The 26,466-nt window shown below is 72.1% G+C and carries 21 protein-coding genes and 1 pseudogene; 11 read left to right on the top strand and 11 right to left on the bottom strand.

Translation table 11 applies throughout. From position 1 onward, the window contains the following. Positions 1 to 468: 468 nt before the first annotated feature. Positions 469 to 1,065, bottom strand: coding sequence for a DUF6461 domain-containing protein (locus tag ACZ7SW_RS26935; protein WP_470233126.1), 597 nt, complete (start codon positions 1,063 to 1,065; stop codon positions 469 to 471). A gap of 156 nt (positions 1,066 to 1,221) precedes the next feature. Here ACZ7SW_RS26935 and ACZ7SW_RS26930 point away from each other — a divergent pair, with 156 nt between their 5' ends. Beyond that, positions 1,222 to 2,394 carry an AI-2E family transporter gene (locus tag ACZ7SW_RS26930; protein ID WP_470233125.1) on the top strand — a complete coding sequence of 391 codons (1,173 nt, stop codon included), beginning with the start codon at positions 1,222 to 1,224 and terminating at the stop codon, positions 2,392 to 2,394. Positions 2,395 to 2,400: 6 nt separating this feature from the next. On the opposite strand, the gene ACZ7SW_RS26925 is transcribed toward ACZ7SW_RS26930, so the two are convergent. Together ACZ7SW_RS26925 and ACZ7SW_RS26920 are read right to left on the bottom strand one after the other, a co-directional pair. Continuing rightward, positions 2,401 to 4,950 (bottom strand): winged helix-turn-helix domain-containing protein, encoded by a 2,550-nt coding sequence (locus tag ACZ7SW_RS26925; protein ID WP_470233124.1) that lies wholly within the window; start codon positions 4,948 to 4,950, stop codon positions 2,401 to 2,403. 102 nt (positions 4,951 to 5,052) lie between these two features. Further along, entirely contained in the window at positions 5,053 to 5,514 is a 462-nt protein-coding gene (locus tag ACZ7SW_RS26920; protein ID WP_470233123.1) for a DUF7144 family membrane protein, read from the bottom strand. A gap of 194 nt (positions 5,515 to 5,708) precedes the next feature. Here ACZ7SW_RS26920 and ACZ7SW_RS26915 point away from each other — a divergent pair, with 194 nt between their 5' ends. Together ACZ7SW_RS26915 and ACZ7SW_RS26910 are read left to right on the top strand one after the other, a co-directional pair. Then, positions 5,709 to 6,215: a DUF1269 domain-containing protein gene (locus ACZ7SW_RS26915; protein ID WP_470233122.1), complete on the top strand. Its 507-nt coding sequence runs from the start codon at positions 5,709 to 5,711 to the stop codon at positions 6,213 to 6,215. Positions 6,216 to 6,510: 295 nt separating this feature from the next. Further along, the gene (locus tag ACZ7SW_RS26910) at positions 6,511 to 7,857 is read left to right on the top strand and encodes a DUF2252 domain-containing protein (protein WP_470233121.1); all 1,347 of its coding nucleotides are present in this window, start codon (positions 6,511 to 6,513) and stop codon (positions 7,855 to 7,857) included. A gap of 15 nt (positions 7,858 to 7,872) precedes the next feature. Here ACZ7SW_RS26910 and ACZ7SW_RS26905 read toward each other — a convergent pair whose 3' ends face one another. Together ACZ7SW_RS26905 and ACZ7SW_RS26900 are read right to left on the bottom strand one after the other, a co-directional pair. Continuing rightward, positions 7,873 to 8,145 carry a hypothetical protein gene (locus ACZ7SW_RS26905; RefSeq protein WP_470233120.1) on the bottom strand — a complete coding sequence of 91 codons (273 nt, stop codon included), beginning with the start codon at positions 8,143 to 8,145 and terminating at the stop codon, positions 7,873 to 7,875. Then, positions 8,142 to 8,471: a hypothetical protein gene (locus ACZ7SW_RS26900; RefSeq protein WP_470233119.1), complete on the bottom strand. Its 330-nt coding sequence runs from the start codon at positions 8,469 to 8,471 to the stop codon at positions 8,142 to 8,144. Before ACZ7SW_RS26900 ends, ACZ7SW_RS26905 begins: the two co-directional genes overlap by 4 nt. Positions 8,472 to 8,589: 118 nt before the next feature. On the opposite strand from ACZ7SW_RS26900, the gene ACZ7SW_RS26895 reads away from it, so the two are divergent. From ACZ7SW_RS26895 to ACZ7SW_RS26885, 3 genes and pseudogenes are all read left to right on the top strand, one after another. Next, positions 8,590 to 11,238, top strand: coding sequence for a LuxR C-terminal-related transcriptional regulator (locus tag ACZ7SW_RS26895; RefSeq protein WP_470233118.1), 2,649 nt, complete (start codon positions 8,590 to 8,592; stop codon positions 11,236 to 11,238). Between the two features lie 108 nt (positions 11,239 to 11,346). Continuing rightward, positions 11,347 to 11,748 (top strand): SHOCT domain-containing protein, encoded by a 402-nt coding sequence (locus ACZ7SW_RS26890; protein WP_470233117.1) that lies wholly within the window; start codon positions 11,347 to 11,349, stop codon positions 11,746 to 11,748. 179 nt (positions 11,749 to 11,927) lie between these two features. Continuing rightward, positions 11,928 to 12,170 (top strand): annotated as a pseudogene (locus tag ACZ7SW_RS26885) (potassium channel family protein); the annotation flags it as partial. 87 nt (positions 12,171 to 12,257) lie between these two features. Here ACZ7SW_RS26885 and ACZ7SW_RS26880 read toward each other — a convergent pair. Next, positions 12,258 to 13,658, bottom strand: a complete 1,401-nt coding sequence (locus ACZ7SW_RS26880) for an MFS transporter (protein ID WP_470233116.1) — start codon at positions 13,656 to 13,658, stop codon at positions 12,258 to 12,260. A gap of 139 nt (positions 13,659 to 13,797) precedes the next feature. Here ACZ7SW_RS26880 and ACZ7SW_RS26875 point away from each other — a divergent pair, with 139 nt between their 5' ends. Then, the gene (locus tag ACZ7SW_RS26875; RefSeq protein ID WP_470233115.1) at positions 13,798 to 15,612 is read left to right on the top strand and encodes a glycoside hydrolase family 15 protein; all 1,815 of its coding nucleotides are present in this window, start codon (positions 13,798 to 13,800) and stop codon (positions 15,610 to 15,612) included. Between the two features lie 6 nt (positions 15,613 to 15,618). On the opposite strand, the gene ACZ7SW_RS26870 is transcribed toward ACZ7SW_RS26875, so the two are convergent. From ACZ7SW_RS26870 to ACZ7SW_RS26860, 3 genes are all read right to left on the bottom strand, one after another. After that, positions 15,619 to 17,643 (bottom strand): hypothetical protein, encoded by a 2,025-nt coding sequence (locus tag ACZ7SW_RS26870; protein WP_470233114.1) that lies wholly within the window; start codon positions 17,641 to 17,643, stop codon positions 15,619 to 15,621. A 37-nt stretch (positions 17,644 to 17,680) separates the two neighbouring features. Continuing rightward, a complete protein-coding gene (locus tag ACZ7SW_RS26865; RefSeq protein ID WP_470233113.1) occupies positions 17,681 to 18,922 on the bottom strand; it encodes an ATP-grasp domain-containing protein in 1,242 nt (413 codons plus the stop codon). Positions 18,923 to 19,061: 139 nt separating this feature from the next. After that, positions 19,062 to 19,838 (bottom strand): nucleotidyltransferase domain-containing protein, encoded by a 777-nt coding sequence (locus ACZ7SW_RS26860; RefSeq protein ID WP_470233112.1) that lies wholly within the window; start codon positions 19,836 to 19,838, stop codon positions 19,062 to 19,064. 74 nt (positions 19,839 to 19,912) lie between these two features. Between ACZ7SW_RS26860 and ACZ7SW_RS26855 the strand changes: the two genes are divergently transcribed. Continuing rightward, positions 19,913 to 21,283, top strand: coding sequence for a PI-PLC domain-containing protein (locus tag ACZ7SW_RS26855; protein ID WP_470233111.1), 1,371 nt, complete (start codon positions 19,913 to 19,915; stop codon positions 21,281 to 21,283). A 12-nt stretch (positions 21,284 to 21,295) separates the two neighbouring features. On the opposite strand, the gene ACZ7SW_RS26850 is transcribed toward ACZ7SW_RS26855, so the two are convergent. Both ACZ7SW_RS26850 and ACZ7SW_RS26845 read right to left on the bottom strand, forming a co-directional pair. Further along, positions 21,296 to 21,598 carry a hypothetical protein gene (locus ACZ7SW_RS26850; protein ID WP_470233110.1) on the bottom strand — a complete coding sequence of 101 codons (303 nt, stop codon included), beginning with the start codon at positions 21,596 to 21,598 and terminating at the stop codon, positions 21,296 to 21,298. Positions 21,599 to 21,792: 194 nt separating this feature from the next. Beyond that, positions 21,793 to 21,981, bottom strand: coding sequence for a hypothetical protein (locus ACZ7SW_RS26845; RefSeq protein ID WP_470233109.1), 189 nt, complete (start codon positions 21,979 to 21,981; stop codon positions 21,793 to 21,795). Between the two features lie 73 nt (positions 21,982 to 22,054). Between ACZ7SW_RS26845 and ACZ7SW_RS26840 the strand changes: the two genes are divergently transcribed. The 3 genes from ACZ7SW_RS26840 to ACZ7SW_RS26830 all read left to right on the top strand — a co-directional run bounded on the left by ACZ7SW_RS26840 (position 22,055) and on the right by ACZ7SW_RS26830 (position 26,464). After that, a complete protein-coding gene (locus ACZ7SW_RS26840) occupies positions 22,055 to 22,957 on the top strand; it encodes an NAD-dependent protein deacetylase (RefSeq protein WP_470233108.1) in 903 nt (300 codons plus the stop codon). 132 nt (positions 22,958 to 23,089) lie between these two features. Then, on the top strand, positions 23,090 to 23,935 hold the full coding sequence (locus tag ACZ7SW_RS26835) for an LLM class flavin-dependent oxidoreductase (RefSeq protein WP_470233107.1): 846 nt from the start codon (positions 23,090 to 23,092) through the stop codon (positions 23,933 to 23,935). 126 nt (positions 23,936 to 24,061) lie between these two features. Continuing rightward, on the top strand, positions 24,062 to 26,464 hold the full coding sequence (locus ACZ7SW_RS26830; protein WP_470233106.1) for a glycoside hydrolase family 2 protein: 2,403 nt from the start codon (positions 24,062 to 24,064) through the stop codon (positions 26,462 to 26,464). The last annotated feature ends 2 nt before the right edge of the window (positions 26,465 to 26,466 follow it).

The raw sequence follows: 26,466 nt of genomic DNA, 5'->3' as shown, positions 1-26,466 counted from the left end.
ACGGCACGGCACGGCACGGCACGGCACGGCACGGCACGGCACGGCACGGCACGGCACGGCACGGCACGGCACGGCACGGCACGGCACGGCACGGAGTGATGATGGCTCACAGCCGCCGACGGTTCAGCCTGCCACGCGAACTTCCCAACAACTCACCCCACCGCACTCGCCTCCGTCCTCCCGGCATGGCCCACGCCAGGGCTGCTCAACTGGCGGCACCACCCCCGGATCGAGGGCGCCGCCAGCGTGCGGGAATCGCTGCCCCATCTGCTGACAACCGCCAAGGTCGGCTGCCGAAAACCCTCGCCCTGCAACGGCTCCGCCAGCCGCCGCACTCGCCGCCACGCAACAGCTCAACTCACCACCGCACAACCCACCACCACGCTCAACACCGAACCGCTCCGCCCACGCCGCACTCGTCGTCCACGCGACCGATCCGCCAACCACGCCCCAAACCTCAGGTACCGGCTAACTCCGAATGTCCCCCACCAGCAACGTCCGCTCGAGAAACTCCGGGGTGAACCTCACCCCGGTCACCCTGGCCGCCACCGCGAACGCCGCCGCGAGCGGGTTCGGCGGCCGTTCCTCTCGCTCCGGATCCAACCCGGCCTCGCGCATCCAGGGCGTCAACCGCTCCGGTTCGCTGCCGTACCGCTGGCTCGGCTGACGCGGCAGGAAGCCCGCGACCACCGTGCCGTCCACCGCGTAGACGAAGTGCGCCTCGGCGTAGTCGTGCCGGTTGACCGCCACGACCTCGCTTCCCTTCGACAGCCCGGTGACGACCTCCGGCAGATTCCCCTGCCAGCCCCACGGCTCGATCGCCACGCTCCACTCCCCGGACGCCACCACGCCGACGTACCCGCCGCCGTTTCCGCCTTGGGTGTGCCCGACGTATTCCGCGACCAGGCTGTTCAGCTCGGCGAAAGCCAACCGCTCGCCGGCGGCGGCTCCGAAGCGCCGCAACACCTCCGGCGGGTCGAGCCCCCGCAGAAACGAAATACAGAAGATGTCGTGCAGCGGACCATAGCTCTCGAGCCAAGCCAGTTCGGTCAAAGTATCCGTCATCGTGCCCTCCTCGGTCGGTCCAAGCCATGATCGCAGGCACCACCGACAAAAAACGCGAACCGCACCCGGGTAAGGACAACCCGCCCGCACCGGGTGAGGACCGGGCCCGCGCTCCCCGCCACAGTGGAGCCCGCCGTCTGCCTCCGGAGGATTCGCATGGTGCGAGCATCGTTCACCGATTTCCCGGCACGCCGGTTCCGCAAGGCCAGACACGCGGATCGCCGGGCACGCCGCGCCCTCGCCGACCGACGAGGCGAGGGCGCGCAACCGCCGCCGGTCCTGCCCGAGCACGAAGCAAGCGGCGCCCCGCTTCCCCGCGCACTCGTCGTGCTGCTGGGCGCTGCCGCCGCGACGGTCGTGCTCGCCGGTGTGCAAGCCATCGCCTGGTTCGCCGCTCCGGTGTTTCTCGCTCTGGTCGTGGTGCTCACCCTCGATCCGGTGCGAACCTGGCTGCGGGGCAAGGGATTCCCGCGCTGGCTGACCGTCGCCGTGCTGACCGTCGCCGTCTACGCCGTTCTGCTGGCCTTCTTTCTCGTCGTCGTGGTGTCCGTCGCGCAGCTGTCCGCACTGGCCCCGCGCTACGCCGGGCGGGTCGAGGAGCTACTGCACGACGGGCTGGCCACGCTCGGCGTCGGCGAAGCGCAGGTGCGCGGCATGCTTTCCTCCGTCGATTCCGGAAAAATCGTCCGGCTGGCCGGTTCTCTGCTCGCGGGCGCGGGCAAGCTGGTCACGAATCTCGCGTTCCTCTTCGCTCTTCTGCTCTTCCTCAGCGCCGAAACAGCCTGGGCCGGGCAACGGCTGCGCCGGATCGCGCGCGACCGGCCGTGGATTTCCCCGGCGTTGCGCGGGTTCGTCACGGGCACGCGGCGGTACCTGCTCGTGACGACGGTGTTCGGCGGCCTCGTGGCGGCGCTCGACACCGCCGCGCTGGCGCTGCTCGGCGTTTCCGGGGCGGTGCTGTGGGGACTGCTTTCCTTCGTCACCAACTACATCCCCAACGTGGGGTTCGTGATCGGGGTGGTCCCGCCCGCGGTGATCGCGCTCCTCGACCGCGGCTGGCGCGGCCTGCTCGTGGTGCTCGCCGTTTACCTCGTGCTGAACTTCGTGGTGCAATCGCTGATCCAGCCCCGGTTCGTGGCCGGCTCGGTCGGACTGTCCACTGTGGTCACAGTACTGGCGCTGGTGTTGTGGACCTGGCTGCTCGGCCCGCTCGGCGCGGTACTCGCCGTGCCGGCGACCCTGCTGGCCAAGGCGCTGCTGGTGGACGTCGACCCGCGGGCCCGCTGGGCCGAAGCGCTGCTGTCGGCTCCGCGCCGCGACGAGGGCTGACCGGCGTCAGGTCAGGCCGTGCCGGCGGGCGGCGACGACGGCCGAGCGCCGGTTGTTCACTCCGAGCTTGCCGTAGATGGCCCGCACGTGGGTTTTCACGGTGTTGACCGAAACGGTGAGGTCGGACGCGATCTCGTCCAGCGAACGCTGGGACGGCAGGCGCCGCAGCACCACCTGCTCGCGATCGGTCAGGTCGCTGGCCGGAGCGTGCGGGACGAGCCCGCCGCGGACCGTCTGCGCGAACCGGTCGAGCGAGCCGAATCCGCCGGAGTGCCCGATCAGCAGGTCCCGGACCGGCGGCTCGGCGAGCGCGAACGGCCGCACCAGCCCGTTCGGCCGGGCGAGCGCGAGGGCCTGGTCGAGGGCTTGGAGGGCTTTGGTCCGGCGGTACGAGCGCAGGCCGAGCGCGGTTTCGGCAAGGCAGCGGTCGACCGGCGTGGCGGGAAGCAGCGCGACCGCCGACGCGGTCTCTCGCAGCACGGCTTCGGCCGCGCCGGTCTCGTCGGCGGCGAGGTGGGCGCGGATCCGCAGGACAGCCAGTTCGCCGCTGCCCGGCAGCTGATCCTGGGCCCAGGCAAGGACTTCCGTCGCGTGCAACGCTTCGCCGAGAGAGAGCGCCGCGTGCTGCTCGGCGACCGCGCACACCCCGACGAATTCGCGGGGCAGGTCCAAGCCCGCAAGCTGCCGGCGTGCCGCGCGCATGAGCTGAGAACCCGCCGTCCGGTCGCCGTCGTCGAAACGCGCGATGCCCTCGAAGAACTCGCGCAACGGCGTCAGCAACGGCGCTGAACCAGGCACCTCGGCCGAGGCCGCCTGCGCCAGTTCACCTACGGCGACAACTGGTTCAGCGCGCATCAGTTCGTCGTAGGCGAGCAACAAGCGGCACTCGGCGACCCCCGGAGTCCGCTGCCAGCCGTGCCGGCGCGCGACCGCGAGCGCACCGGTGCACGCCCGGCGCATCGAGCGGTGCTTCCCGCCGATGGCGCTGGCGACGGCGAGTGCCAGCCTGCTGTGCAGCACGAGGTGGTCCAACCGCTCGCCGCTCGCCAGGCGCAGCGCCTCCTGCGCCTGCGTGCCCGCGTGGCGGCGCGCGCCCCGGTGCAGCGAACGCCACGAGCGATCGAGATGGGCCCAGGCGTCCAACGCCGGGTGCCGCGCTGCGGAAGGTTCTGCCCCGGCCAGGGGTTTTCCCTTGACCACGGCCAGATGCCGGACGGCGAGCGGCCACCAGTCGCCACCGCCCCCGTCGCCGAGATCGGACTCCGCTTCGGCAAGCCGGCCGCCTTGGATGTTCTCGAGAGCGGACGCCAACCGCAGCGACGGGTTCGCGGAAACCGTCGCACTCCCGAGGAAATCGAGCGCGGCGCGCACCGGTTCGCCGTCCCCGGCCAGCACCTGGCGCACGGCGCGGTCCCGGGCCAGCGCCAGGACGTATTCCCGGTCGTGTCCCGCGACCGCGTGCCCGAGCGCCTCCCCGAACCGTCCTTCGCCGGCGTGCCACCGTGCGGCGATTCCATGCAGCCGCGGCACGCGATCCGGGTCCCGCCGCGCCAGCTCGGCACGCAGGAAGCCGCGCAGCAGCGGGAAAAAGCGGTAGGTGTCGGCTGGCGTGCGCGTGACCAGGCCCCGCGCGCGCTCAAGTTCGTCCAGTCGCGCACCAGCGTCCCGACGGCCGGACAGGCGAACCGCGAGGGTCGCCGAAGCCGCGTCGCAGATACTGAGGCACAACAACAGCTCTGTCGTGCCCGCGGGCAGGTGCGCGAGCACTTCGTCGGAGAAAAACCGCGCCACGGCACGATCGTCACCGGTCACGGAGGCCACGATCGCGTCCGCGTCCTCTGCTTCGCGCGCCGAAACCGCCGTCCAGCCAAGGGCCGCGGCCCAGCCCGCGGTGCGTTCGGTGAGCTCCCGGACGCGCTCGTCGTCCACTGAAGCCCCGGCGGCCCGCAGCAGGCTCGCCGTTTCTTTCGCGGTGAACCGGAGTTCGGCCGCGTCCACCCGGGACAGCACGTCTTCGAACTGCAGCCGGGCCAGCCGCAGCGGCGGCTCGACCCGGGTGGACAGCACCAGGCGAAGTGCGGGCGGCAGGTGGCGGGCCAGCGCCGCGAGCGCTTCCAGGGGCTCCGGGCGGCGGATCTCCTGCAGGTCGTCCAGGATCAGCCGCACCGGACCGGCCTGGCAGGCGAGCGCGTCGTCGAGGTCGGCCAGGAACGCCCGCCGCAGCCCGGGCGGCGGCGGGCGCAACCGGTGCAGCGCGCCGCACCCGGCCTCGGCGCGCCGCAACGCGGCGAGAATCGCTTCCCACAACCGGCCTTCGTCGTTGTCGTCCTCGTCGAGGGACACCCAGGCGACCGCGCGGCGGGCGCCGGCCCAGGCGGACAGCGCCGCGGTCTTGCCCGCCCCGGCGGGCGCCCGGAGCACGCTGACCGGCCGTGCGGCGGCGCGGTCCAACAGCACGTCCAGCCGCGGGCGGGAGACGAAGATTCCCGGCAGGCGCGGAACCGCGACCTTCGCGCCGGGAACCGGCCGGGACCGGGTCGTCGTTCGAGCGGGCACGTCGAACCTCTCGGCTGTCGGGAGACTTCGCCCCCGGCCGCCTCGGTCGGCTCCGGGGGCGAGGCCACGACTGTACTGAGCACCGGCGGCCGGGCCGCCGGGTCACCAGATTTCGGCGGCGGCCTCGTCTCCGTGCACGATGACGGCCCAGATCACCAGGATGTCGAGCGCGATCACGATCGCGCCCCAGAACGGGTACGCGGACAGGAAGGCCAGCTGTGCCAGCGCGTTGAAACCGGCGAGCGCGACGGTGCAGACCCGGGCCCACTGCGCGCCGGCGAACAACGCGATCCCGGTCAGCACCACGAGGACGCCGACGATCAGGTGGAGCCAGCCCCAGCCGGTCAGGGAGAAGACGAGCAGGCCGGACTGGCCGACGACGTAGTAGTGCCGGTCGACCAGCGCGACCAGGCCCTCCACCGCGGTGAAGAGTCCGGCGAGGACGGTGATCGTCCCGGCGAACCAGATCCAGCCGGCCCGGCGCGCGCGGGCCGCGGCCCGTTCCGGCGGGAGCGGCGGCCGGGCTCCGGCGTTCGCGGCCGGGGGGTGCATGCGTTCGGTCATGGGTCTCTTCCTCGTTCGTCGAGGGGCTGCGGACCCGGGCGATCATGGTCGGCTCCCGCGCCGCCGGGCCTCGCCCGCCTCAGGTGAGATCGGGGGCCGCGGCGTCCCGGGCTTTCACCCGGAGCGGGCGAAGCCGCGGCCGGCCGGACGGGAAACAGTGCGGCGGACCACCGATCCCGGAGCGAGGAGACGTCATGGCCACGTTGACCGTATGGAGGTTCCCGACCGTCGACGGCGCGGAAAACGCACTGGATCTGCTCCAGCGGCTGCAGAAGCGGCAGCTGATCTCGATCGCCGACGCGGCGCGCGTGAGCTGGCCCGAGGGCCGGAAGAAGCCGAAGACCAAGGAACTCGGCTCGCTGACCGGGGCCGGCGCGCTGGGCGGGACGTTCTGGGGCCTGCTGTTCGGCCTGATCTTCCTCGTCCCGCTGCTGGGCGCGGCCGTCGGCGCGGCGATCGGCGCGCTGACCGGATCGCTGCGGCACGTCGGGATCGACGAGGAGTTCGTCGACACCGTCCGGACCCAGGTCACCCCCGGCACGTCGGCACTGTTCGTCATGTCGGACAACGCCGTGCTGGACCGGGTCGCCGAGCCGTTCAAGGAAACCGGAGCCTCGCTGCTGACGACCAATCTGTCCGATGAGGAGGAAGCCCGGCTGCGCGCCGCCTTCGGAGAATCCCCGGAGCCCGAGCGGCTCTAGCGCGCGTGAACGGGCCCTCGCCGAACCGATCGGCGAGGGCCCGTTCGCGTGCCGGACCGGCGGCACGCGTCCGTTCGGTCCATTGTGCTCGCCATTCCGGGCGAACGCCGTTGCGGCGCAAGCGGGACCGCGGCGGCGCCCCCGAACGTCGCCGCGGTCCCGCGAGAGGCGGACCGCACCTCCACGGCCCATTCTGCGGACCCGCCCGCGTTCCGTCGTCACCCGTCCCGGATGACCCCGCTTCACCCCCGGCGGGCGACGCCGCCGTCCGGTTCCGGGGCCGACGATCCGTCCCATGCCCTTCACCGACAAGGACACCGGCGTGCGGATCGCCCACGCCCGTGCCGCACGCGTCGCCGTGCCCGCCGCCCGCCACGCGGAATTCCCCGACGCCGTCCGGCGCGCCGATCCCCTCGCTCTGCTGGCACGCCAGGATTCCGGCCGGGTCCCCGAACTGCTGCCGCTGCGCTACACCCGGCTGGCCGCCTCGCCGCTCGCGTACTTCCGCGGCGCCGCGCTGCCCGCCGCGGCGGATCTCGCCGCCACGCCGCGGACCGGATTCGCGGTCCAGGCCTGCGGAGACGCCCAGCTGGCCAATTTCGGCCTGTTCGCCGCGCAGGGCCGCCGGCTGGTGTTCGACTTCGCCGATTTCGACGAGACCCTGCGCGCGCCCTGGGAATGGGACGTCAAACGACTCGCCGCGAGCTTCGAGGTCACCGGACGGGAGATCGGGCACCCCGCCGGGCAGCGCAGGCGCACAGTGCTGGCCGCGGTCGAGGCGTACCGGCTGGCGATGCACGAGTTCGCGCGCCGCACCCCGCTCGAGATCTTCTTCGCCCCTCCGGACGCCAGGACGCTGCGCACGGTGGCGGCACACCGCCTCGGCCCAGCCCGGCGACGCGCCGCCTTCCGGCACACCGAAATCCGCGACGGCGCACTGAGGCTCGCCGCCCGCGCGCCGTGGGCGGTCGCGGCGGGCCGGCTCGGCGGGGACGGCGATCCGGCGACGCTCGCTGATCGCCTCTGCGCCGTGCTCCGGCGCTACCGGCGCACGCTCGGCCCCGCGCGACGGGCCGTGCTGGACCGCTACCGGCTGGCCGACGCGGCGCGCACCGTGCCGGGCCCAGCCGGTTCCGGGGCCCGATGCTGGGTCGCCCTGCTCGTCCGAACAGACACCGGGGACCCGCTTCTCCTTCGGCTGAAGGAAGCCCGGCCATCAGTGCTGCAGGAATACACCGGCGGCGCCGCGCCGGACGATCCCGGAAGGCGGGTCGTCACCGGACAGCGGCTGATCCAAGCCGCGGGCGACGTCTTTCTCGGCTGGGCCCGCTCCCCCGGATTCGACGGCCCGGCCCGCGACTTCCACGTCGGCCGGCTGCGCGACGACCGGAGCGCCGGCGACGTCGCGACGATGACCCCGGACGTCCTGCGGGCGAACGCCCGGCTGTGCGGGTGGACTGTGGCCAAGGCGCACGCGCGCACCGGCGACGCGCTCGCGATCGCCGCGTACCTCGGCTCCGGTCCGGGTTTCGCCGAAGCCGTCCGGGAATTCTCGACGGCCTGCGCCGACCAGAACGAACGCGACCACGCCGCGCTGCGGCAGGCGATCCGGCTCGGCCGCGTCGCGGCGGCCGGGTCGTGACGGACCGCCCGCGCCTCACCCGGGCGCGCGGTGCTCCGTCCGGGGGAGTTCGCGGACCCGGTGGACGGATCCGACGTGCATCCCGAGGGATTCGAGCCGGCGCAGGATTCGCGGAAGGTCGCCCGGATCGGCGACGGTGCCGAACACAATCGTTTCCGGCGGAACGGGGACCACGAGCACGTCCCGGAAATCGGCGGCGCTTTCGGCAGCTCCTCCCGGAATGGCGCCGCGGCCGCGGAAAACGTAATTCGCGCGGCCCCGGGAACCCAGAACGGCAGGCCCGCTCATCGACGGCCCCCGTCCCGCCCGGCCGCGTGCCACGCGAAGCCGACGAGCACCAGATCGAGCAGCACCACGAACGCCGACCAGCCGTGCGGCGGCAGGAAGACCAGACGGGCCACCAGGTCCGCACCGGCGCGGAGGCCGGTCCGGATCCGGGCGGGCGAGACCAGCGCGGCGAGCGCCGCGGTCAGTCCGAGCACCGCCGTCCCAGTGCTGACCGAGCCCGTCCGCACCAGGTCGAGCACCACGACCTCGCCCGGCCCGAGCCAGAAAAACTGTGTGCAGGCGAATCGCGGCCGACCGCCCGCCGAGGAATTCCCGCGTATTTTCACCCGGCCCACGATTCTGCCGCCGGACGCCGTTTTCCTCGCCCGCAGCGGATGAGCCGCTCTTCTTGCCTGGCAAAATCCGCCGGAATCGCCCGGAACCGACCGCGAAGGAGAATTGCGCATGCGCCGACGCCTCGACGTCTCGCTCCGAAGACAAGTGCCGAGGGCGAAGGTCGCCGTTCCCGGTCCGCCCGCGGACCTCGTGTCGCGGCCGCGGCTGCTCGCGGTCCTCGATCGCGCGGCCGAGGCCGCCATCGTGTTCGTCGGGGCCCCCGCCGGGTTCGGCAAGACCGTGCTGCTGGCCGAATGGGCGCGCCGCCGGGGCCGGGGGGCGGTCGCCTGGCTGTCCGCGGACGCCGACGACAACGACGACCGGCTTTTCTGGTCCGCGGTCCTCGAAGCGCTCGGCCGCTGCGGCCGGTTCCCGGACGGCGATCCGTTGCGGTTCCTGGCGGTGCCCGAGTCCCCGAGCACCGATCTCGCGTTCCTGGCCGAACTCGCCGACGCGCTCGACACGCTCAGCGAACCCGTCGTGCTCGTGCTCGACAGCGCGCACGAGATCACCTCGCCGGAGCCGTGGCGCGGGTTGCGGGCGCTGGTGCGCCACCAGCCCGCGGGACTGTGCCTCGCGGTTTCGAGCAGGCGGGAGCCGCCGTTGCCGCTGGGCCGGGCCCGGCTCGCGGATCGGCTCGTCGAAATCGGGGCCGAGCGGCTGCGCTTCACCGCCGGGGAGGCGGAAACGCTGTTCGCCGCCGACGCGGCGATCCCCCCGCACGAGGTCGCGCCGCTGGTCGACCGGACCGGGGGCTGGCCGGCCGGGCTGCGCCTCGCGGCGGCGTCCGCGTCCCGGCACGGCAGCCTGTGGGACTTCGACACCGGACGCGACAGCGCCGCGCTCGCCTACCTGACCGACGAAGTCCTCGCCCCGCTTTCGGCGGCGCAGCGGGAACTGCTGCGGACGATCAGCGTCTGCGACGACGTCCCGGCCGGGCTCGCTCCGGTGCTGTGCGGGCGAGCCGACGCGGAGGCGATGCTCCACGAGCTGAGCGGGCCGTCCGTTCGAGCGGTCGACTCCGGCGGCACTCCGCCGCACCGCCGCGTCACGCCGTTGCTGCGCACCTACCTGCGGGCGGAACTGCAACGGCGGGCCCCGGACCGCGCGCGGACTCTGCACGCGACGGCCGCGCGCTGGTTCGCCGCGCACGACCGGCCCGCGTCCGCCTTGCTGCACAGCGTCCGCGCGGGCGATCCCGGCCGGGTCGGCGAGCTGCTGCGCGCGCACGCCGTCCCGCTGCTGCTCGCCGGCGAACACCAGGTCCTGCGCCTGGCGCTCGCCGCGGTCGAAGACCGGCGGGTCGCCGCCGATCCGCTGGCGGCGCTGATCTCGGCCGCGCTGAGCCTCGAAGCCGCCGAGACCTCGGCTGCCTGCCTCCGGCTCGCCTGGGCGGACGCCGCGTGGCCGGACCAGCCGACCGCGGAGCTGACCGTTCTGCGGCAGCTGGCGCAGTCCCGGTTCGCCCAGCTCGACCGCACCCCGGCGCAGGCTGAGCGCGCAGCGGAGCAGATCGACGAAGGGCTCAAGACCGAGCTAGCCGTCCTCGCGGCTGCGCACCGGGCCGGCGCGCTCGCAATTCGCGGCGAGCGCGAAGAAGCCCGGCGAGCCCTGGAACATCTCCTGGCCGCGGCGGAAGAACTCGGGCAGGAGTTCACGGTCGCCCATTGTCTGGCCGCGCTCGCCGAAATCGCCTGCCACGACGGCGATTACCCGGCGATGGACCGGCTCGCCGGGACAGTGCGGCCGCGCCAGGATTCCCCGCAGTCGTTCCAGCGCGCGCAAACAGCGGCCCTGCTGGCGTACGGGGCGCTGGTGCGCGGCGAGCCCGCCGACTGCGTCACGCACGCGAAACGGGCCCGGCAGCTGCTCGGCGACGCACCCGCGCGGGCGGCCCGCACCCTGCGGCTGTTCGCGGAAACCCTGCGCGGCGCCGCCGAATTCGAACTCGGCGGCTGGCACTCCGGGCTGCGGCGGATGCGCCGGGCCCGCCGCCGTCTCGGAACCGGCCGGTCCTGCCCGGCCCGCCACGCGGTCCTGTGCGCCGTGCTGGAGCACCGCGCGGCGCTGCGCCTGGGAGCGGCCGGCCAGGCCAAGGAGGCCGTTCGCTGGGCCGCGCCCGCCCTCGCCGGTTCGGGCGAGGAACTGCTCGTGCGCGCCCGGACCCAGCTGCGGCTCGGCCGCCACCACGCGGCGAGTTCCGTGCTGCGCGCCCTGACGGAGGACGAAGCGCCCATGACGCTCCCGTGGGCCGCGGTCGAGGCGACGCTCGTCGCGGTGCAGGCCGCGCTGGCCGCCGGGGCGCCGGAACGGGCGGCCCGGCTGCTCGACGACGCCCTGCGCGCGGCCGAACCCGCCGGGATCCGGTTCCCGTTCGTCTTCGCCCCGCCCGATCTCGTCCGGTTCCTGACCGGCCGGCTCGGCGCGCTCGGCGGCGGCGAACGGTTCGCCGGGGAGATCCTCGCGGTGCGGCGCCGGCTGCGCACCCCGCCGATGCCGGAGCCGCTGACCGAACGCGAACGCGGCGTCCTGCGGCTGCTGCCGACCCAGCGGTCGATCGACGAGATCGCCGAGGACCTGACCGTCTCGCCCAACACCGTCAAGACCCACGTCCGCGGGATCTACGCGAAGCTCGCCGTCCGCAGCCGCCGCGAAGCGGTCTCGGTCGCGCGGGAACGCGGGCTCCTCGACGCGGAGGTCCCCGACTTCGCCGGATAGCGCCCGCCCCACCCCCGGCGGGCGAGGCGGGCGCGTCCGCGATCCGGTCGGGTGGGCCGGGCACCGGCCGGCACGTCGTCCGGCCCCGATCCCCGGCGAGGAGAAGTCATGGCCCTGGCGAGCGCGGAGTACCCGTTCTGGAACCTGATGGCCACGATGCTGGTGTTCTTCTGCTGGGTCGCCTGGTTCGGCCTGCTGTTCGTGGCCGTCGGCGACCTTTACCGCTCCGGCGCCTCCGGCTGGGCCAAGGCCGGCTGGACCCTGCTGATGCTCGCGCTGCCGGTCCTCGGCGTCCTGCTCTACCTCGGCATCGAGGGCCGGCGCCTGCGAACTCGGCGGCGTGTCCGCGAAGCAGCCGTCGAACGGCGCTTCGCCGGCTACCTGCGCTCAGCGTCCACATCGGACACAACAAGCGCTGCCCAGATCGCCGAAGCCCGGCGGCTGCTGGACGACGGCGTCATCGACGACGCGGAGTACCAGACCCTGATGCGGAAGGCGCTCGCGCCGTGACCGCCTCGCTGCGGTGGCGGTTCGTCCGCCTCGCGGTGCTCCGGCCGCTGCTCACGGTCACCGCGCTGGTCTGCCTCTATTACCTGCTCCCGGTCGGCCAGCCGGTGCGGCCCTTGACCTTGGCCGTGCTGCTCGCCGGGCTCGCTCTCCTGGTGCTGCTGGTCGTCGGCGAAGTGCGGATGATCCTGCGCTCGCCGTTCCCGGCCGGACAGGGCGTCCAGGCGCTGGCTCTCGTCGTCCCGTTGTTCCTGCTGCTGTTCGCCGACGGCTACTACGTGCTCGGCCACGACCGTCCCGGTTCCTTCAACGCGGGCCTGACCCGCACCGACGCGCTGTACTTCGCGGTCACGGTGTTCAGTTCGGTCGGATTCGGCGACATCGCCCCGGTTTCCGCGACGGCCCGGGTGCTGGTGACCATCCAGATGGTCGCCGATCTGGTCGTGCTGGGCGCGGTGCTGCGGGTGATCGCGGCCGCGGTGCGCCGCCGCCGACCGTCCACAACGGACCGGTCATTCCGGGGCAGGCAGGAACAGGGCGGCGACGAGGCCGGCCGCCGCCGCGACGCTCAAGGTCGCGAAGGCGAGCGCGAAGGACCGGTCGCCCAGGTGCGGCGTCCCGGCGAGAACGGACCCGGCCAGCGCGGTCCCCACCGACGAGCCGAGGTTGGACACGCTGCGCGACACCCCGGAAATGTCGCCCTGGGCCGAATCCGGGAAGCGGGACTGCACCAGGTTCGCCGACGCCGTGAGCATGATCCCGACCCCGGCGCCGAGCAGGAACAGCCCCGGCACCGCGCTCGCCACGCCCGAGTCGGCGCGCACCAGCACAAGCACGAGGAGCAATCCGGCGAAGGCGAGGAAGAAGCCGGCGAGGATCAGCCATCGCTGGGAGTGCCGCCGCGCCATCCGGCCCGCGGCGGCCGAAGCGACGAGGATGCCGATCGTCGCGGGAGTCAGCATCAGCCCGGTTTCGATCGCGTCGCAGCCGCGGACCTCCTGGAAGAAGACGGCCACCACGAAGAACGCGCCCTGCAGGACGAGCCATTGCACGTGCTGGGTCGCCAAGCCGAGCCCGGTGATCCGGTCGCGGAAAAGCCCTGACGGCACCAGCGGTTCCCGCCCGGCCCGTTCGCGCGCGCGGACGTGGAAGAAGAACAGGACCAGGAGCGCGGCGCCGATCCCGGCGAACAGCCATACCGGCGAGATGCTTCCCGCCGGGATCAGCACCGCTCCGGCGACCGCGAAGTCCGCCCGGGAAACGAGCCAGCCGTACGAACCGGATTGCAGGACACCGAAAACGACGAAGAACAGACCCGCCGCGGAAAGGGCAGCGCCGCCTACGTCGAACCCCTTCCCTCGCGGCGGCGCGGGCGGTTCGGCGATCCGCAGGGCAAGCAGGACGATCAGGCCGACCAGCAGCACCTGCAGCAGGAACGACGCGCGCCAGCCGAGCCAGGTCGTGACCACGCCGCCGAGCAGCGGACCGGCCGCCGCGCCGAGCGCGCCCGCCCCGCTGACCACGCCCAGCGCCCGCGCGCGGGCCGCCAGGTCCGGGCTGGACACGGTGACCAGGATGTAGATCGGCGGGATCATCAGCGCCGAACCGATCCCTTCCAGCAGCGAGTAGCCGAGGAGCAGCGTCCCCGGCCCGCGCGCGAGCGAAGCCAGCAGCGCGCCGGCACCGTAGACCGCCAGTCCGGCCAGAAAACACCTCTTGCGGCCCAGCAGATCGCTCAGCTTGCTGCCCGGCACCATCAGCGAGGCCATGGTCAGCGTGAACACCGTGATCGCCGTCTGCACGCCGAGCACGGTGGTGCCGAGATCCGCGGCGACGGCGCTGACGGCGACGGTCATGGTGGTGGCCGCGTAGCTCGCGACGAACTGGGCGAGGGCCAGGGGCAGCACGATCATCGGCGGGCCTTCCTCTTCGGGTGCCGCACACGGTGGCGCGGCGGCGGCCGGGCCACCTCACCCCGCGCGGATGAGGCGGCCGCGGGCCGCCCGGGCGACGGTGCGGACGAGGAAACCCGTTGCCCCGAGGGAGAAACCCATGACCGAGACCACGATCGCCGAGCACGCGCTGATCGGCGACCTGCAGACCGCCGCGCTGGTGACCACCGACGGGTCGATCGACTGGTTCTGCGCGCCGCGGTTCGATTCGGCGTCGGTCTTCGGCGCCCTGCTCGACGACGAGCGCGGCGGCCGGTTCCGCATCCGCCCGGCGGGCGCCTGCGCGAGCTCGCAGATGTACCACCCGGACACCGCGGTGCTGATCACCCGGTTCTCCGGACCGGACGGGATCGGCGAGGTCGTCGACTTCATGCCGCCGTGCGGGCAGGCCCCCGCCGAACGGCGCCGGATCGCCCGGCTCGTGCGCTGCGTCCGCGGCCGGATGACCTTCGACGTGCTGGTCGCGCCCCGCTTCGACTACGGCCGCCGTCCGCACCGGGCGATGCTCGTCAACAACGGAGCCGTTTTCACCGCGCCCGGCATGTCACTGGTGCTGCACGCGGTTCGCGAGCCCGGCGACGACCGCCTCGCCGAGGCGCGCGTCGAAGGCGAGGACGTGCGTCTCCGGGTCGCTCTCGAAGCGGGCCAGGTCCGCGGGGTCGTGCTGGAGACCGGGGCCGCCGCGCCGCCGCGCGAGATCGGCGTCGCCGAGTTCACCGCGCTCTTCGAGTCCACAGTGGACTGGTGGCGCGCCTGGCTGGCCCGCTCCTCCTACCGCGGCCGCTGGCGGGAAACCGTGGCCCGTTCGGCGATCACGCTCAAACTGCTCACCTACGCCCCGACCGGCGGGCTGGTCGCCGCGCCCACCCTCGGACTGCCCGAGCGGATCGGCGGCGAACGCAACTGGGACTACCGCTACACCTGGGTCCGCGACGCGTCGTTCTCGGTTTCGGCGTTGCTGGCGCTCGGATTCGCCGAGGAGGCCGCCCGGTTCGGGGCCTGGCTCGGCGACCGCATCCGCGAAGGCGACGGCGGGGACAGCGGGCCGCTCGCCGTCCTGTACCGGGTGGACGGCACGTCGGACCTGCGGGAGGAACGCCTCGCGCACTGGTCCGGGCACCGCGGGTCGAGCCCGGTCCGGATCGGCAACGCCGCGTCCGGGCAGCTGCAGCTCGACATCTACGGCGAAGCCCTCGACAGCGTCTTCGCCGCCGACCGCGCGGGATTCGAGCTGCCGCACCAGGGCTGGACCGCGCTCCGCGCCGCGCTCGACTGGCTCGGCGACCACTGGGACCAGCCCGAAGAAGGCATCTGGGAAACCCGCGGCGGCCGGAAACGCTTCACCTACGGCCGCCTGATGAGCTGGGTCGCCTTCGACCGCGCCATCCGGCTGGCGGACGCGCACGGCCGGCCCGCCCCGGTCGAGGACTGGACCTGGCAGCGCGACAGCATCCACAGCCAGATCCTCAGCCGCGGCTGGCACCGCACGCGCAACGCCTTCGTCCAGCACGACGCCGGCGACGAACTGGACGCGGCCCTGCTTCGCATGCCCCGCACCGGTTTCCTCCCGGCCAAGGACCCGCTGTGGCTCTCGACGCTCGACGCGATCAAGGCCGATCTGGTCACCGACAGCCTGGTCTACCGCTACGACCCGGTCGCGTCCCCGGACGGGCTCGCCGGCGGCGAGGGCACGTTCTCGTTGTGCAGCTTCGATTACGTCGACGCGCTGACCCGCGCCGGACGGCTGGAGGAGGCCCGCACGGCGTTCGAGAAGATGCTGACCTACGCCAACCACGTCGGCCTCTACGCCGAGGAGATCGCACCGACCGGCGAGCAGCTCGGCAACTTCCCGCAGGCCTTCACGCACCTGGCGCTCATCGACGCCGCGGTCGCCCTCGACGCCGCGCTCGGCTGACGGGCGTCAGGTCCGCGGAGGCGCCGCCTGCAACGTCCCGGCGGGCAACCGGTCCGCGCCCCAGCTCCGCTCGACGTAACCGAGGATCCGCGCGACGTCCTCCGCGGGCACCTTCTCCGGCTCCCCGTGCTCCCGGGGATCGACGTGGAAGATGTACAACCGCGACGCGAACTGGTCGAACGGCAGCGAGGCCTCGCCGAACCGCTCGCCGTTGCCCGCCGTCGAGACCACGACGCCGTCGCCCCAGTCCTGGCCGCTGTCGTTGTTCGGGTTGTAGAAGTACACCCGCATGACGTCCTCGGGATCCGGGGCCGTGCGCAGGATCGTGATCGCGTGCCAGCCGACGTAGCGGGCCGCGCTGTCGGTGACCGCGATCCCGGCCGGCTGCGGGTGGATCAGCGGCTGCTCGCCGTTGTAGGACGGGTGGTAGCTCGCGTGGAACTGGCGCAGGAAATCGTCGGGGTCGACCAGTTTGCCGGTGGCCACGTCGACGTTGATCCGGAAGCCCCGCGCCGCCCACCAGCCGTGGAACTCGGGGTTGACCCAGCGGTGCGGGTCGCCGGGGCGGTCGGCGCAGCGGCGGCCCATCTCGGCGTAGATCCGGTCGAGATGGGGCACCACGAGCGACGACACCGGGTCCAGGTCCGCGGGCAGCCCGGCGGACAGCCCGGCGCCGCTTTCCTTCGACGAGACCGGCTGTCCCTCGAAATGCATGACGACCTCGTCGTCGCGCGCCGCCCACACCACGACCTGCAGCAGGTAGTCCGGGTCGTTGTAGGCCCACATCGACAACGCGCGCGCCGACTGGCAAGTCGGGTTGTCGCCCTGCCCGACGCCGAGGGGCTGGCCCAGCATCGAGAGCACGCCCGCGACCAGCCGCGCCTCGGGCCTCGGCTGGTCGCCGAACACGAGCGTCAGCCGCTCCCGCGCCGCGGTGGACAGCTCCAGCGCCAGCTGCCGCCACAGCGCGGGCACGACCGGCGGCTCGTAGAGGATCCCGCGGTCGAGCAGCAGCGCGAGGCCGTAGACGCACTGCGCGGTCTGCGGGTGCACGGCTTCCTCGATCAGCCGGTGGACGAGGTCGTGGTAGCGCATCAGGCAGTTGCGGCCCACGTCGGACAACCCGAGCGCTTCGCCGAGGAGGTAGTCGCTTTCGTGCGCGAGGTACCGCAGCAGTTCGGCGTGGTACGGCGACACCAGGCCGGTGTCGTGCATGGCCCGGGCGAACCCGGCCGCCTCGTACTGCAGGCTCGCCGCGTCCATCGCCTCGAGCCGGGACCGGAAGACCTCGACGCCCGGGTCCTCCCGGCAGGCCTCGGTGGTCCCGAACAGGCTGGTGATCAGCCGGTCGAGCCCCTGCACCGAGGATCCGCCCAGGTCGACGTCCGGGTCGCCGCGGTAGATCGAGATCCGGGTGATCAGCGATTTGACCTGGTCGACCTGGATCGGGCGCTGCCGCAGGATCCGCCAGATCTCCTCGACCACCTTGTCCAGGATGCTGTCGTAGCCGATCTGGTCGGCGAGGTACCGCAGCAGGTCGCGGATGAGCTGCGCGGTCCGGCCCTGCCTGGTCCGCTCGGCCTCGCTGGGCGGGGTGAACAGCAGTTCGAGGTTCGCCCCCAGCACCTGCGACAGGAACACGCGGGCGTCCTCGGCCGACAGCGTCGGATGCTCGTAGTCGCCGCACGCGACCGCGAGCATCCGCAGCTCGCTGGTCGCCTCGATCACCACGGTGTCGGTGTTCTCGCTGTGCAGGCCGGGTCCGACCAGCGCGGGGATGAGGATCTCCGGGGTGTCCCAGTCGGTGCCCTGGAAGACCCCGGCCTCCTCGAGCGCCCGCGCCCTGGCCCGGACCGCGGCCGCGCCGTCCGGCTGGAGCAGCACCCGCCGCAGCGCCTCCAGCACCCGCCGCAGCTTCGTGTGCTTGCCGAAGTCGCGGGTCCCGGCCATGGCCGAGACAGCGTCGTCGAGCGATGCCACGCGTTTGGCCAGCGTCGCAGTCGTGCCGGTGACGTCGGCGTTCGGCTCCAAGTGCTTCCTTCGGTCGGGGTGGCGGACTCGTCCGTGCTCAGACGTAGAAGTCCAGTTCTTCCTGCGCCTTCAGCAGGTCTCGCATCCGGTAGGGATCGTCCCCGAAGAAGTACAGCAGACCCCAGTGCGTGCCGAACGCGGTCCTCTTCGTCACCGTCGCTTCCAGCGGAGCGGTCAGATCGTGTGACTCGTAGTAGTCGTCGTCCTCGGTCTGCTGCGGGATCTGCAGTTCGCTGACCACCCGGCGGCGCGGGTAGACGCCGAAGCAGCCGGCGACGCCGGTCGCGTCGGCGACCTCCCTCGGGAAGAAGGCGTCGATCTCCTCCTCGGTCGTCTTCGGGTCGAAGGACAGGACGAGCGCCTGGTAGGCGTTGAAGCCGTAGGCCCGTTCGAGCAGCTCGAAGACCTTGAACCCCGGCGGCCGGTAGGCGACCTCGCCGAAGTACATCTCGCCGTCGCTGGTGACGAAGTACTCCGGGTGCACGAAGCCGAACTCGATGTCGAAGGTCTTGACCAGCTTCTCGATCTGGGCGGTGATCTGCGGCCGGTATCTCTCCAGCTCCGGGGTCGCCGGGACGAACACCGAGTAGCCGAGCGTGACGTACTCCGAGATGTTCAGGAACTTGACCTTGCCGTTGTGGATCCACGCCTCGACGGCGAACTCCCATCCGTCCAGATGCGACTCCATCAGGACCGGGAACTCCTCCTCCGGGATCGAGTCGATCTCGTCCGGGGTGCGGATGACGCGGTGGCCGAGGCAGCCCGCCTTGTCGAACGCCTTGAGGTGGATGGGGTCGTTCGGGTCGCCGTCGAGCTTGAGCAGCGTCTGGTTGACCCGTTTGAGGAAACGGACGACGTCGTCGCGCGCGTGCGCCTCCTCGAAGATCCCCACCCGGATGCCGCCGAGCTGCGCGCGCCGCTTCATCAGCGCTTTGTCCCGCAGCAGCATGGCCTGGCCGAACAGGCGCGGGTTGTCCATCAGCACCGAGTTGATCGCCCCGGCCCATTCGACGGTCTCCTCGAACAGCGGGATGGCGACGTCGACGCCCTCCTCGTGCAGGATCTCGGCGATCTCCATCGAACGGTCGTTGAGCCGCTCGAAATTCCACGACAGGTACGGGATGTCGTGCTCGGCGCAGTACTTCTCCGCCCAGTCCGGGGCGACCACGACATAGCGCCGGTCGAACCGGTCGAGCGCCTCGACCGCGTTGAGCGACCAGCCGAGCAGCGCTACGTATCCCTTGTCCGGATCTTTCGCGATCGGCTCGGACTGTGGCATAAACCGTTCCTCCGTTCAGCACGCGCGGCTCGCCACGGCGCGGCGGCCGCCGCGTGCCGAAGTCATATACCCGAAACTGGCGGAATGAAACGGATCCGTGCCGCCGCGCGGGGTTTCGCGCACGGAAACTGTTGCGCCGTCAGGGTTTTTCTCCGGACTGCGCGACTCCGCCCGCCTGCCCGAGCAACGCGCAGGCCGTAGCGAACGCCCCCGCCAGGTCGTGCCCCATCCCCGCCACCACGTCGTCCAGCCCGCGCAGCCCCGCCCGTTCCAGCAGGGTTTTCTCGTTCGTCACCCACTCCCCGCGCGCGGCCAGCACCGCGTGCCCGGCCTGCATCGCCGCCACCCCAACCGAAGCCGCGGTCTCCGCGACCCGCCCGTGCCGCACATACGCCGTCTTCGCGTACTCCAGAGTCAGCGCCGCCGAAGCACGCCAGAACCCGGGGGCGTTCTCCCGCAACAGTTCCGGGTACCCCGGACGCGGCAACTCCCCGCGCAGCACCCGGTTCAGCGCCAGCTCCGCCACCACCAGGTAGGTCGGGATCCCGGCCAGGTGGAACGCCAGCGGCTCCCAGCGGACCCGGCCCTTCTCCGCCTCCTCGAGCTCGTGCTCGACCACGTCCAGGTCGCGGTAGTGCACGTCCACCGCCCGCCCCCGCACGGTCAGCCACGCGCCGCCGTTGAACACCCCGCCGCCCCATTCGCCCAGGCCGGACACCTCGCCGGGCAGGCCGAGCGCGCGCAGGTCGTCCGGGTCGAACGCGCCGCGGTAGTACACCGCGTAGTCCCAGTCGCTGTCCGGCCGGTGGGTTCCGCGCGCCCGCGAACCGCCCAGGGCCACCGCTTCGACTCCGGGCAAACCGGACAGCAGCTCGGCCACGTGGCCGGCGAACGTTTCCTCGTCGTTTTCCCGCATCAGGAGAAGATGCCATGAATCCCTGCCAAGATCGCCAGTATTTCGCCGGTTGTCCGTCTGACCTGGGGGTCCGAATGCACCGTTTACGCACGATCGCGGTCGCCGCCGCAGCTGTCACCGCTCTGGGCGGCGCACCCGCGAACGCCGCGCAGCCCTTCTCCGGCACGATCTTCGCCGCCACGCACAACAGCTACTCCGGCAATGTCGACGGCGCGAAGGGATCCATCTCCTACCAGCTCGACCAGGGTGTCCGGTTCATCGAATTCGACGTCCACGACAACGGCTACGCCACCCGCCGCGACTACGGCATCGGCCACAGCTCGCCGGGCGACCTCGTCGACCACGCGGGCAACCCGGCGTCCGACAGCCTCCGGGACTGGCTCGCCGTGGTGAACACCTGGTCCGCCGCGCACCCGGACGCCGCGCCGATCGTCGTGATGCTCGATCTGAAGGACGACCTGACCGACAACGACTCGTTCGCCGCCGGGAACCTCGGCGCGGTCAACGCCGAGCTGAGTGCCGCGTTCGGGCCGCGGCTGCTCTCCCCCGCCGCCTACCGCACCGGCGCGACCACGGATTCCTTGCGCGGCAAGGTGCTCCCGCTGCTCTCGGGCGACGGCGGCACGCGCGCGGCGTATCGGCGGGATGTCGGGTACCACCCGGCGGTCGCGGTCAACAGCCGCGGCCAGGTCGTGGAGGTGCACGACTCGGGCGGCGGCGCGCTCTGGTACTGGACCGGGCAACTCGGCGCCGACGGGCGCGTCGCCTGGCAGCGCCACGGCCGTTACGACAGCGGCCAGACGCCCGCGGTCGCGCTCGACGACTCCGGCCGGATCGTCGAGGTGCACCAGTCGCCAGGCGCCACCACGCTCTGGTACCACACCGGACAGCTCGGCGCGGACGGCGAAATCCGCTGGTCTGCGAGCCGTCAGTACGACAACGGGGTGCTTCCGACGGTCGCGTTCACCAGCTCCGGGATCCGCGAAATCCACCGCAGCCAGGCGAACAACCAGAACTGGCAGTGGCGCGGCACGCTCTCCGGCGAGACAGTGACCTGGACCGGCAACGCGAAAACGTCCGATCCTCGTTACGACAAGGCGAACGCGGGGCGAATCTCTGTCACCACCGGCGCCGACGGGTCCACGCCGGCGCAAACCCTGCGCTACTCCACGGATCTCGTCAGCGGCGGACGGGTGCAGTACCAGCAGGTGGCGTTCGACGAATACCAGCAGGGCGATCCGGCCGAACTCCAGGACGGGCTGTTCTACGGGGCTCCGGCGAAGGAATCCGAGTTTCTGGTCGCCGCGCGCAAGAGCGGCCACGTGGTGCGCGGCTGGGACTTCGACAACGCGGGCCTCGCCACCGATCCGCTGGTCAACTACCCGGCCACCAACCACCCGTACGACGACTGGTACCGGCAGCTCACCAAGGACGCCGCCCGGTAGGGCCCGCGGAGGTCACCGGGCGCCGCGGCCGATCCGGTCCACCGCGTCTTTGGCTTCCTTGAGGCTGGCTCCGGTGACCTCCCGGTAGCGTTTGATCGCGGCGATCGTCTTCCCTTCGCGCAGCAACGGCTCCAGTTCCCCGGCGAGATCGCCGGACGGCTCCTGAACGCCGAGGTGGTCGAGCACCAGATCGAGCTTGCGCTCCAGCCGCGTCATCCGGCGCTCGAGCGATCTGGTGCCCGAACCCCAGCCGGTGCTCATCACGATCCCCAGGGCCAGCAGCGCGACGATCAGCCACAGCAGTTCGATACTCACGCGCGCAGCCTACGTGTCCGGATTGTCCGGGAAGCGCAACGGGGCCGGGCGCGATGCCCGCGGATTCACCGACCCGCCCGGAAACGAGAAGGGCCCGCGCTCTCCCACCCCGACGGGGAGAGCGCGGGCCTCGCCCACCGGCTGGAGGGTCGGTGTTCCTCCCAAGAACACCGGCCCCTCCGGCCTGTGGGCGCTCAGGCGGTCCGCTGCCTGAGCCGAGCCGCCCCGACGGCTACGACCGGCATCGACGCTTCCCGCAGCGCCGCCCGTTCGACCGGCCGCCGCACCGTCCCGTTCGGACTCCGCAGGCAATACCGCTCCACGGATTCCATCAGCACGGCGGCGACCATCACGACCACGGGCGTAGCCAGCGCGAACCACATGCTGCCTTTGGTACCCAAGCGCGCGCGGAACCAATCGCCCTTTCCCCGGCCGGGTGGCCACTAGACTGGCGGCGTGCGCACGCGACCGACGCTGACCTGGGCCGGACCTGGAGAAGAATTGCCGCGCACGGGCACGGTCGCCGACGTGGCCGAGGTCGTCTCCGGGCGGCGGGTGCTCGTGCTGAGCGGCGCGGGGCTCTCCACCGAATCCGGCATTCCCGACTACCGCGGCGAGACCGGCAGTCTTCGCCGGCACACGCCCATGACGTACGGCGAATTCGTCGCCAGCGAAGCGGGCCGCCAGCGGTACTGGGCGCGCAGCCATCTCGGCTGGCGCACCATCGCGCGGGCCGCGCCGAACGACGGGCACCGCGCCGTTTCCGCGCTGCGGGCGGGCGGCTGGCTCTCCGGCGTCATCACGCAGAACGTCGACGGCCTGCACCGCGCGGCCGGCACCCCCGGCGTGGTCGAACTGCACGGCAACCTCGACCGCGTCGTCTGCCTCGACTGCCGCCGCACCACTGCCCGCGAGGAACTCGACGCCCGGCTGCGCGCGGCCAATCCGGATTTCGGCGCTGTGGCGACGCGAATCAACCCGGACGGCGACGTCGAACTGGCCGAGGACGTCGTCCGCACCTTCAAGACCGTGCCCTGCGCGAGCTGTTCCGGCGTGCTGAAACCGGACGTGGTGTTCTTCGGCGAGAACGTGCCGCGCGCCCGGGTGGAGCGGTGCTACCGGCTGGTCGACGAGGCGTCCGCGGTGCTGGTGCTGGGTTCTTCGCTCACGGTCATGTCCGGCTTGCGTTTCGTCCGGCGGGCGGCGAAATCCGGCAAACCCGTCGTGATCGTCAACCGCGGCCAGACCCGCGGCGACGAGCACGCGACAGTCCGCGCCGACCTGCCGCTCGGCCCGGCTCTCACCGAACTTCTGGCCATGCTGGAAATCTCGTTGCCCGGCGCGACGGCGGCCGGATAGGCTTCGAACACTCCGATGGAACGGTCCCCGGAAGTACGCCGCAGAGCGGACCGGCCAGCCTGAAGACACCCAGGCGCAGGAGCGGGCGGCAACCCGTGTTGTTGTCGACCCGTTTACCCGGAGGTTCTTCCGATGTCTATCGGCATTGGCCTGCCCATCAGCGATCCCGCCGCCCTGCTCGAATGGGCGCGGCGCGCGGACGCCGGCCCGTTCAGCACGCTCGGGCTGCTCGACCGGCTCGTGTACCACAATCCCGAACCGCTCACCGCGCTCGCGGTGCTGGCCGGCACGACCACCCACGTCCGGCTGCAGACCGAGGTCCTGCTCGCCCCGCTGCGCGAGACGGCGCTGCTCGCCAAGCAGGCCGCCACGCTCGACCGGATGAGCGGCGGCCGGTTCGTGCTCGGCCTCGGCGTCGGCGGCCGCGAGGACGACCACCACGCCGCCGGCACCCCGCTGCGCGAGCGCGGCCGCCGTTTCGACCAGCAGCTCGCCGACCTGCGCTCGCTGTGGTCCGGCAAGCCGCACAGCGCCGAAGCCGGTCCGATCGGCCCGGCCCCGGTCCGCGAAGGCGGTCCGGAGCTGCTGATCGGCGCGTTCAAACCCAAGGCGCTGGCTCGAATCGCCCGATGGGGCGACGGACTGCTCGCCGCCGCGCCGCCGTCGTGGGCAGGCGGGCTGTTCGACACTGTCCGCCGCGACTGGCAGGAACACGGCCGCGAGGGCGAACCGCGTCTTGTCGCGCAGGTGAACGTCGCGCTCGGCCCGGATTCCCTCGTGGACGAAGCCAAAGCGGCCATGCACGCGTACTACGAATTCACCGGAATGGCCGAGCGGATGGTGAGCGGAATGCTCACCACGGCAACCGACATCCGGGCCGCGATCCGGGCGTACCGCGATCTCGGCGCGGACGAGGTGATGCTGTACTGCTACGGCGGCGATCCCGCCCAGGTCGACCGGCTCGCCGACCTCTGCTGAACAGCTGATCTCCCTGAACAGCTGACGTCCCTTGAACAGCACTGGAAGTAAGCTCGCCGCCATGCAGGCAGCGACGCTTCCCGGCGGCTCTTCCGCGCCCCGCCCCGGAACTGCCCGCCGGCGGGGATGACGGGCGAGCCTTCCGGGCGGGCCCCCTGGCCCGCCGCGCACCCCCGGCGAGGTTTCCTGCTGGGGGCCGGCGCGGCGATCGCCGGTTCGGGCGCGCTCGCGGCCGCGCTTTCCCGTCCCGCGCCCCCGGTGGCGCGGGACCGGTTCGGCGCGGACTGGCTGTTCGGCCCGTTCGTGCCCGGCAGCACGGATCCGGACTTCGACGACGGCGAGATGGCGCTGGTTTCGGTGCCGCACTGCGTCGTCCCGCTGTCCTGGCAGGACTGGGATCCGTCGGACTGGCAGCACGTCTGGGTGTACCGGCAGCATTTCCTCGCGCCCGCGCAGCTTCGCCGGAACCGGGCGTTCCTGCAGTTCGACGGGGTGCTCAGCGCCGCGACGGTGTATCTCAACGGCCGCCGCGTCGCCGTGCGCAGCGGCGGTTACCTGCCGCTGCGCTGCGAGGTCACCGGTTTGCTGACCGACAAGGACAACGTGCTCGCGGTGGTCGTCGACGGCCGCTGGCAGCAGAACACGCCGCCGGATCTGCCGGAATTCCCCAACCCGACGGCCATCGACTTCTACCAGCCGGCCGGGCTGTACCGCGAAGTCCGGCTGACTGGAGTGCCCCAGACCTATCTGTCCGATGTGTACGCCCAGCAGATCGCTGTGCTGACCCCGAATCGCGAGGTACTGCTGCACTGCACAGTGGATTCGGCGAAGCCGGTGAAGGGCCCGGTTCGGCTCACCGCCGCACTCAGCCAGCACGGTGCCGAAGTGGCGTCGTCCTATACCGATCTCACCGGGCTGCCGAAGGGAAACACCGAGGTCACGGTGTCGTTGCAAGACCTGGAAGCGGTGCAATTGTGGGATCTGGACGACCCGGCGTTGTGCGACATCCTCGTCACGCTCGCCGTCGACGGCCGGAAAGTGCACACCTACCCGGTGCGCACCGGATTGCGCGACACTCAGTTCACTGTGGACGGTTTCCGGCTCAACGGGAAGCCGCTCAAGCTGTTCGGGCTCAACCGGCACCAGTGGTACCCGTTCGTCGGCGGCGCGATGCCGGATCGGGTGCAGCGCCGCGATGCCCAGCTGTTGAAAGAAGAGCTGAACTGCACGATGGTGCGCTGCTCGCATTACCCGCAGGCGACGGCGTTTCTCGACGCCTGCGACGAGCTGGGCATCCTGGTGTGGGAGGAACTGCCGGGTTGGGACCACGTCGGCGACACCGCGTGGCAGGAACTGGCGGTGCGCGACGTGCACGACATGATCGTGCGCGACCGCAACCATCCGTCGATCATCGTGTGGGGCACCCGGGTGAACGAGACGCTCGGCCAATACGCGCTGTACGGGCGGACGGATCAGCTCGCCGCGGAACTCGACCCGATGCGGCCGTGCACCGGCGCCGTCGCGGGCGAACGCGGCTACGTTTCGCCGCTGTACCCGGTGAAAGCGGCCGGCGGGGTGTTCTCCTTCAACGACTACAGCCGCCCGCGTCCGCCGGGTTCTCCTCCCCCGCTGCGCCCGCCGCGCCGCGGAGTTCCTTACCTGATCAGCGAAGCGATCGGCACACTGGTCGGCTCGGCCTACTTCCGGAGGACGGATTCCCTCGCGGTGCAACGGGAACAGAGCATGCTGCACGCCTGGGTGCACGACCACGCCGCGTCCGATCCGCGCTACAGCGGCCTGCTCGGCTGGTGCGGTTTCGACTATCCCTCCGGCTGGTACCACCACTATCGCGGCGTGAAATACCCCGGCGTGATGGATTTCTTCCGCATCCCCAAACTGGGCGCGGCGTTCTACCGGGCGCAGCGCGACCCGTCCCGCGGCGCGGTGATCGAACCGGCCTTCTACTGGGATTTCGGCCCCGGCTCACCACCGGGCGGGCCCGGCCGCGACGCGATCGTCTGGTCGAACTGCGAGGTGCTCGTGGTGACCGTCGCGGGCAAGCGCCCGATCACCGTGCGGCCGGATCGCGCGAGGTTCCCGCACCTGGCGTATCCGCCGTTCCCGGTGGATCTGCGGGTGGACGGCCGGACGCGCCCCGAACTGGCCGTCGAGGGCCGGATCGGCGGGCGAACCGTGCTGCGCAGGCGATTCAGCGCGGATCCGGCGTACGACGCCATCGCGGTGACCGCCGACGACGACCGGATCATCGCCGACGGGGCGGACACCACCCGGGTCGCGCTGCGCTTGCTCGACCGTTACGGCGCACCGCGGCCGCACGCCCGCGGAGTGCTGGCCGTCGCGGTGAAAGGCCCCGGCGTGCTGATCGGCGATCCTTACCTGGATTTCGGCGCGCTCGGCGGGGCGGCGGCGGTGTGGGTCCGGTCGATGCGCGGCACTCCCGGCACGATCACCGTGAGCGCCACGCATCCGTTCGTCAACACCGGAACCGCGACGATCGAGTCCTTGTGAGC

The organism is Amycolatopsis sp. NPDC114484, assembly GCF_055633755.1.
The sequence above is the reverse complement of the archived record's forward strand: the minus strand, read 5'-3'. Positions and strand labels throughout refer to the sequence as shown.

Excerpts from the sequence above, each read along its gene's own strand:
- ACZ7SW_RS26830 (WP_470233106.1), top strand. The coding sequence starts at position 24,062 with ATGACGGGCGAGCCTTCCGGGCGGGCCCCCTGGCCCGCCGCGCACCCC.
- ACZ7SW_RS26930 (WP_470233125.1), top strand. The coding sequence starts at position 1,222 with ATGGTGCGAGCATCGTTCACCGATTTCCCGGCACGCCGGTTCCGCAAG.
- ACZ7SW_RS26855 (WP_470233111.1), top strand. The coding sequence starts at position 19,913 with ATGCACCGTTTACGCACGATCGCGGTCGCCGCCGCAGCTGTCACCGCT.
- ACZ7SW_RS26860 (WP_470233112.1), bottom strand. The coding sequence starts at position 19,838 with ATGCGGGAAAACGACGAGGAAACGTTCGCCGGCCACGTGGCCGAGCTG.
- ACZ7SW_RS26875 (WP_470233115.1), top strand. The coding sequence starts at position 13,798 with ATGACCGAGACCACGATCGCCGAGCACGCGCTGATCGGCGACCTGCAG.
- ACZ7SW_RS26935 (WP_470233126.1), bottom strand. The coding sequence starts at position 1,065 with ATGACGGATACTTTGACCGAACTGGCTTGGCTCGAGAGCTATGGTCCG.
- ACZ7SW_RS26865 (WP_470233113.1), bottom strand. The coding sequence starts at position 18,922 with ATGCCACAGTCCGAGCCGATCGCGAAAGATCCGGACAAGGGATACGTA.
- ACZ7SW_RS26915 (WP_470233122.1), top strand. The coding sequence starts at position 5,709 with ATGGCCACGTTGACCGTATGGAGGTTCCCGACCGTCGACGGCGCGGAA.
- ACZ7SW_RS26910 (WP_470233121.1), top strand. The coding sequence starts at position 6,511 with ATGCCCTTCACCGACAAGGACACCGGCGTGCGGATCGCCCACGCCCGT.
- ACZ7SW_RS26890 (WP_470233117.1), top strand. The coding sequence starts at position 11,347 with ATGGCCCTGGCGAGCGCGGAGTACCCGTTCTGGAACCTGATGGCCACG.
- ACZ7SW_RS26880 (WP_470233116.1), bottom strand. The coding sequence starts at position 13,658 with ATGATCGTGCTGCCCCTGGCCCTCGCCCAGTTCGTCGCGAGCTACGCG.
- ACZ7SW_RS26905 (WP_470233120.1), bottom strand. The coding sequence starts at position 8,145 with ATGAGCGGGCCTGCCGTTCTGGGTTCCCGGGGCCGCGCGAATTACGTT.
- ACZ7SW_RS26895 (WP_470233118.1), top strand. The coding sequence starts at position 8,590 with ATGCGCCGACGCCTCGACGTCTCGCTCCGAAGACAAGTGCCGAGGGCG.
- ACZ7SW_RS26845 (WP_470233109.1), bottom strand. The coding sequence starts at position 21,981 with ATGTGGTTCGCGCTGGCTACGCCCGTGGTCGTGATGGTCGCCGCCGTG.
- ACZ7SW_RS26920 (WP_470233123.1), bottom strand. The coding sequence starts at position 5,514 with ATGACCGAACGCATGCACCCCCCGGCCGCGAACGCCGGAGCCCGGCCG.
- ACZ7SW_RS26835 (WP_470233107.1), top strand. The coding sequence starts at position 23,090 with ATGTCTATCGGCATTGGCCTGCCCATCAGCGATCCCGCCGCCCTGCTC.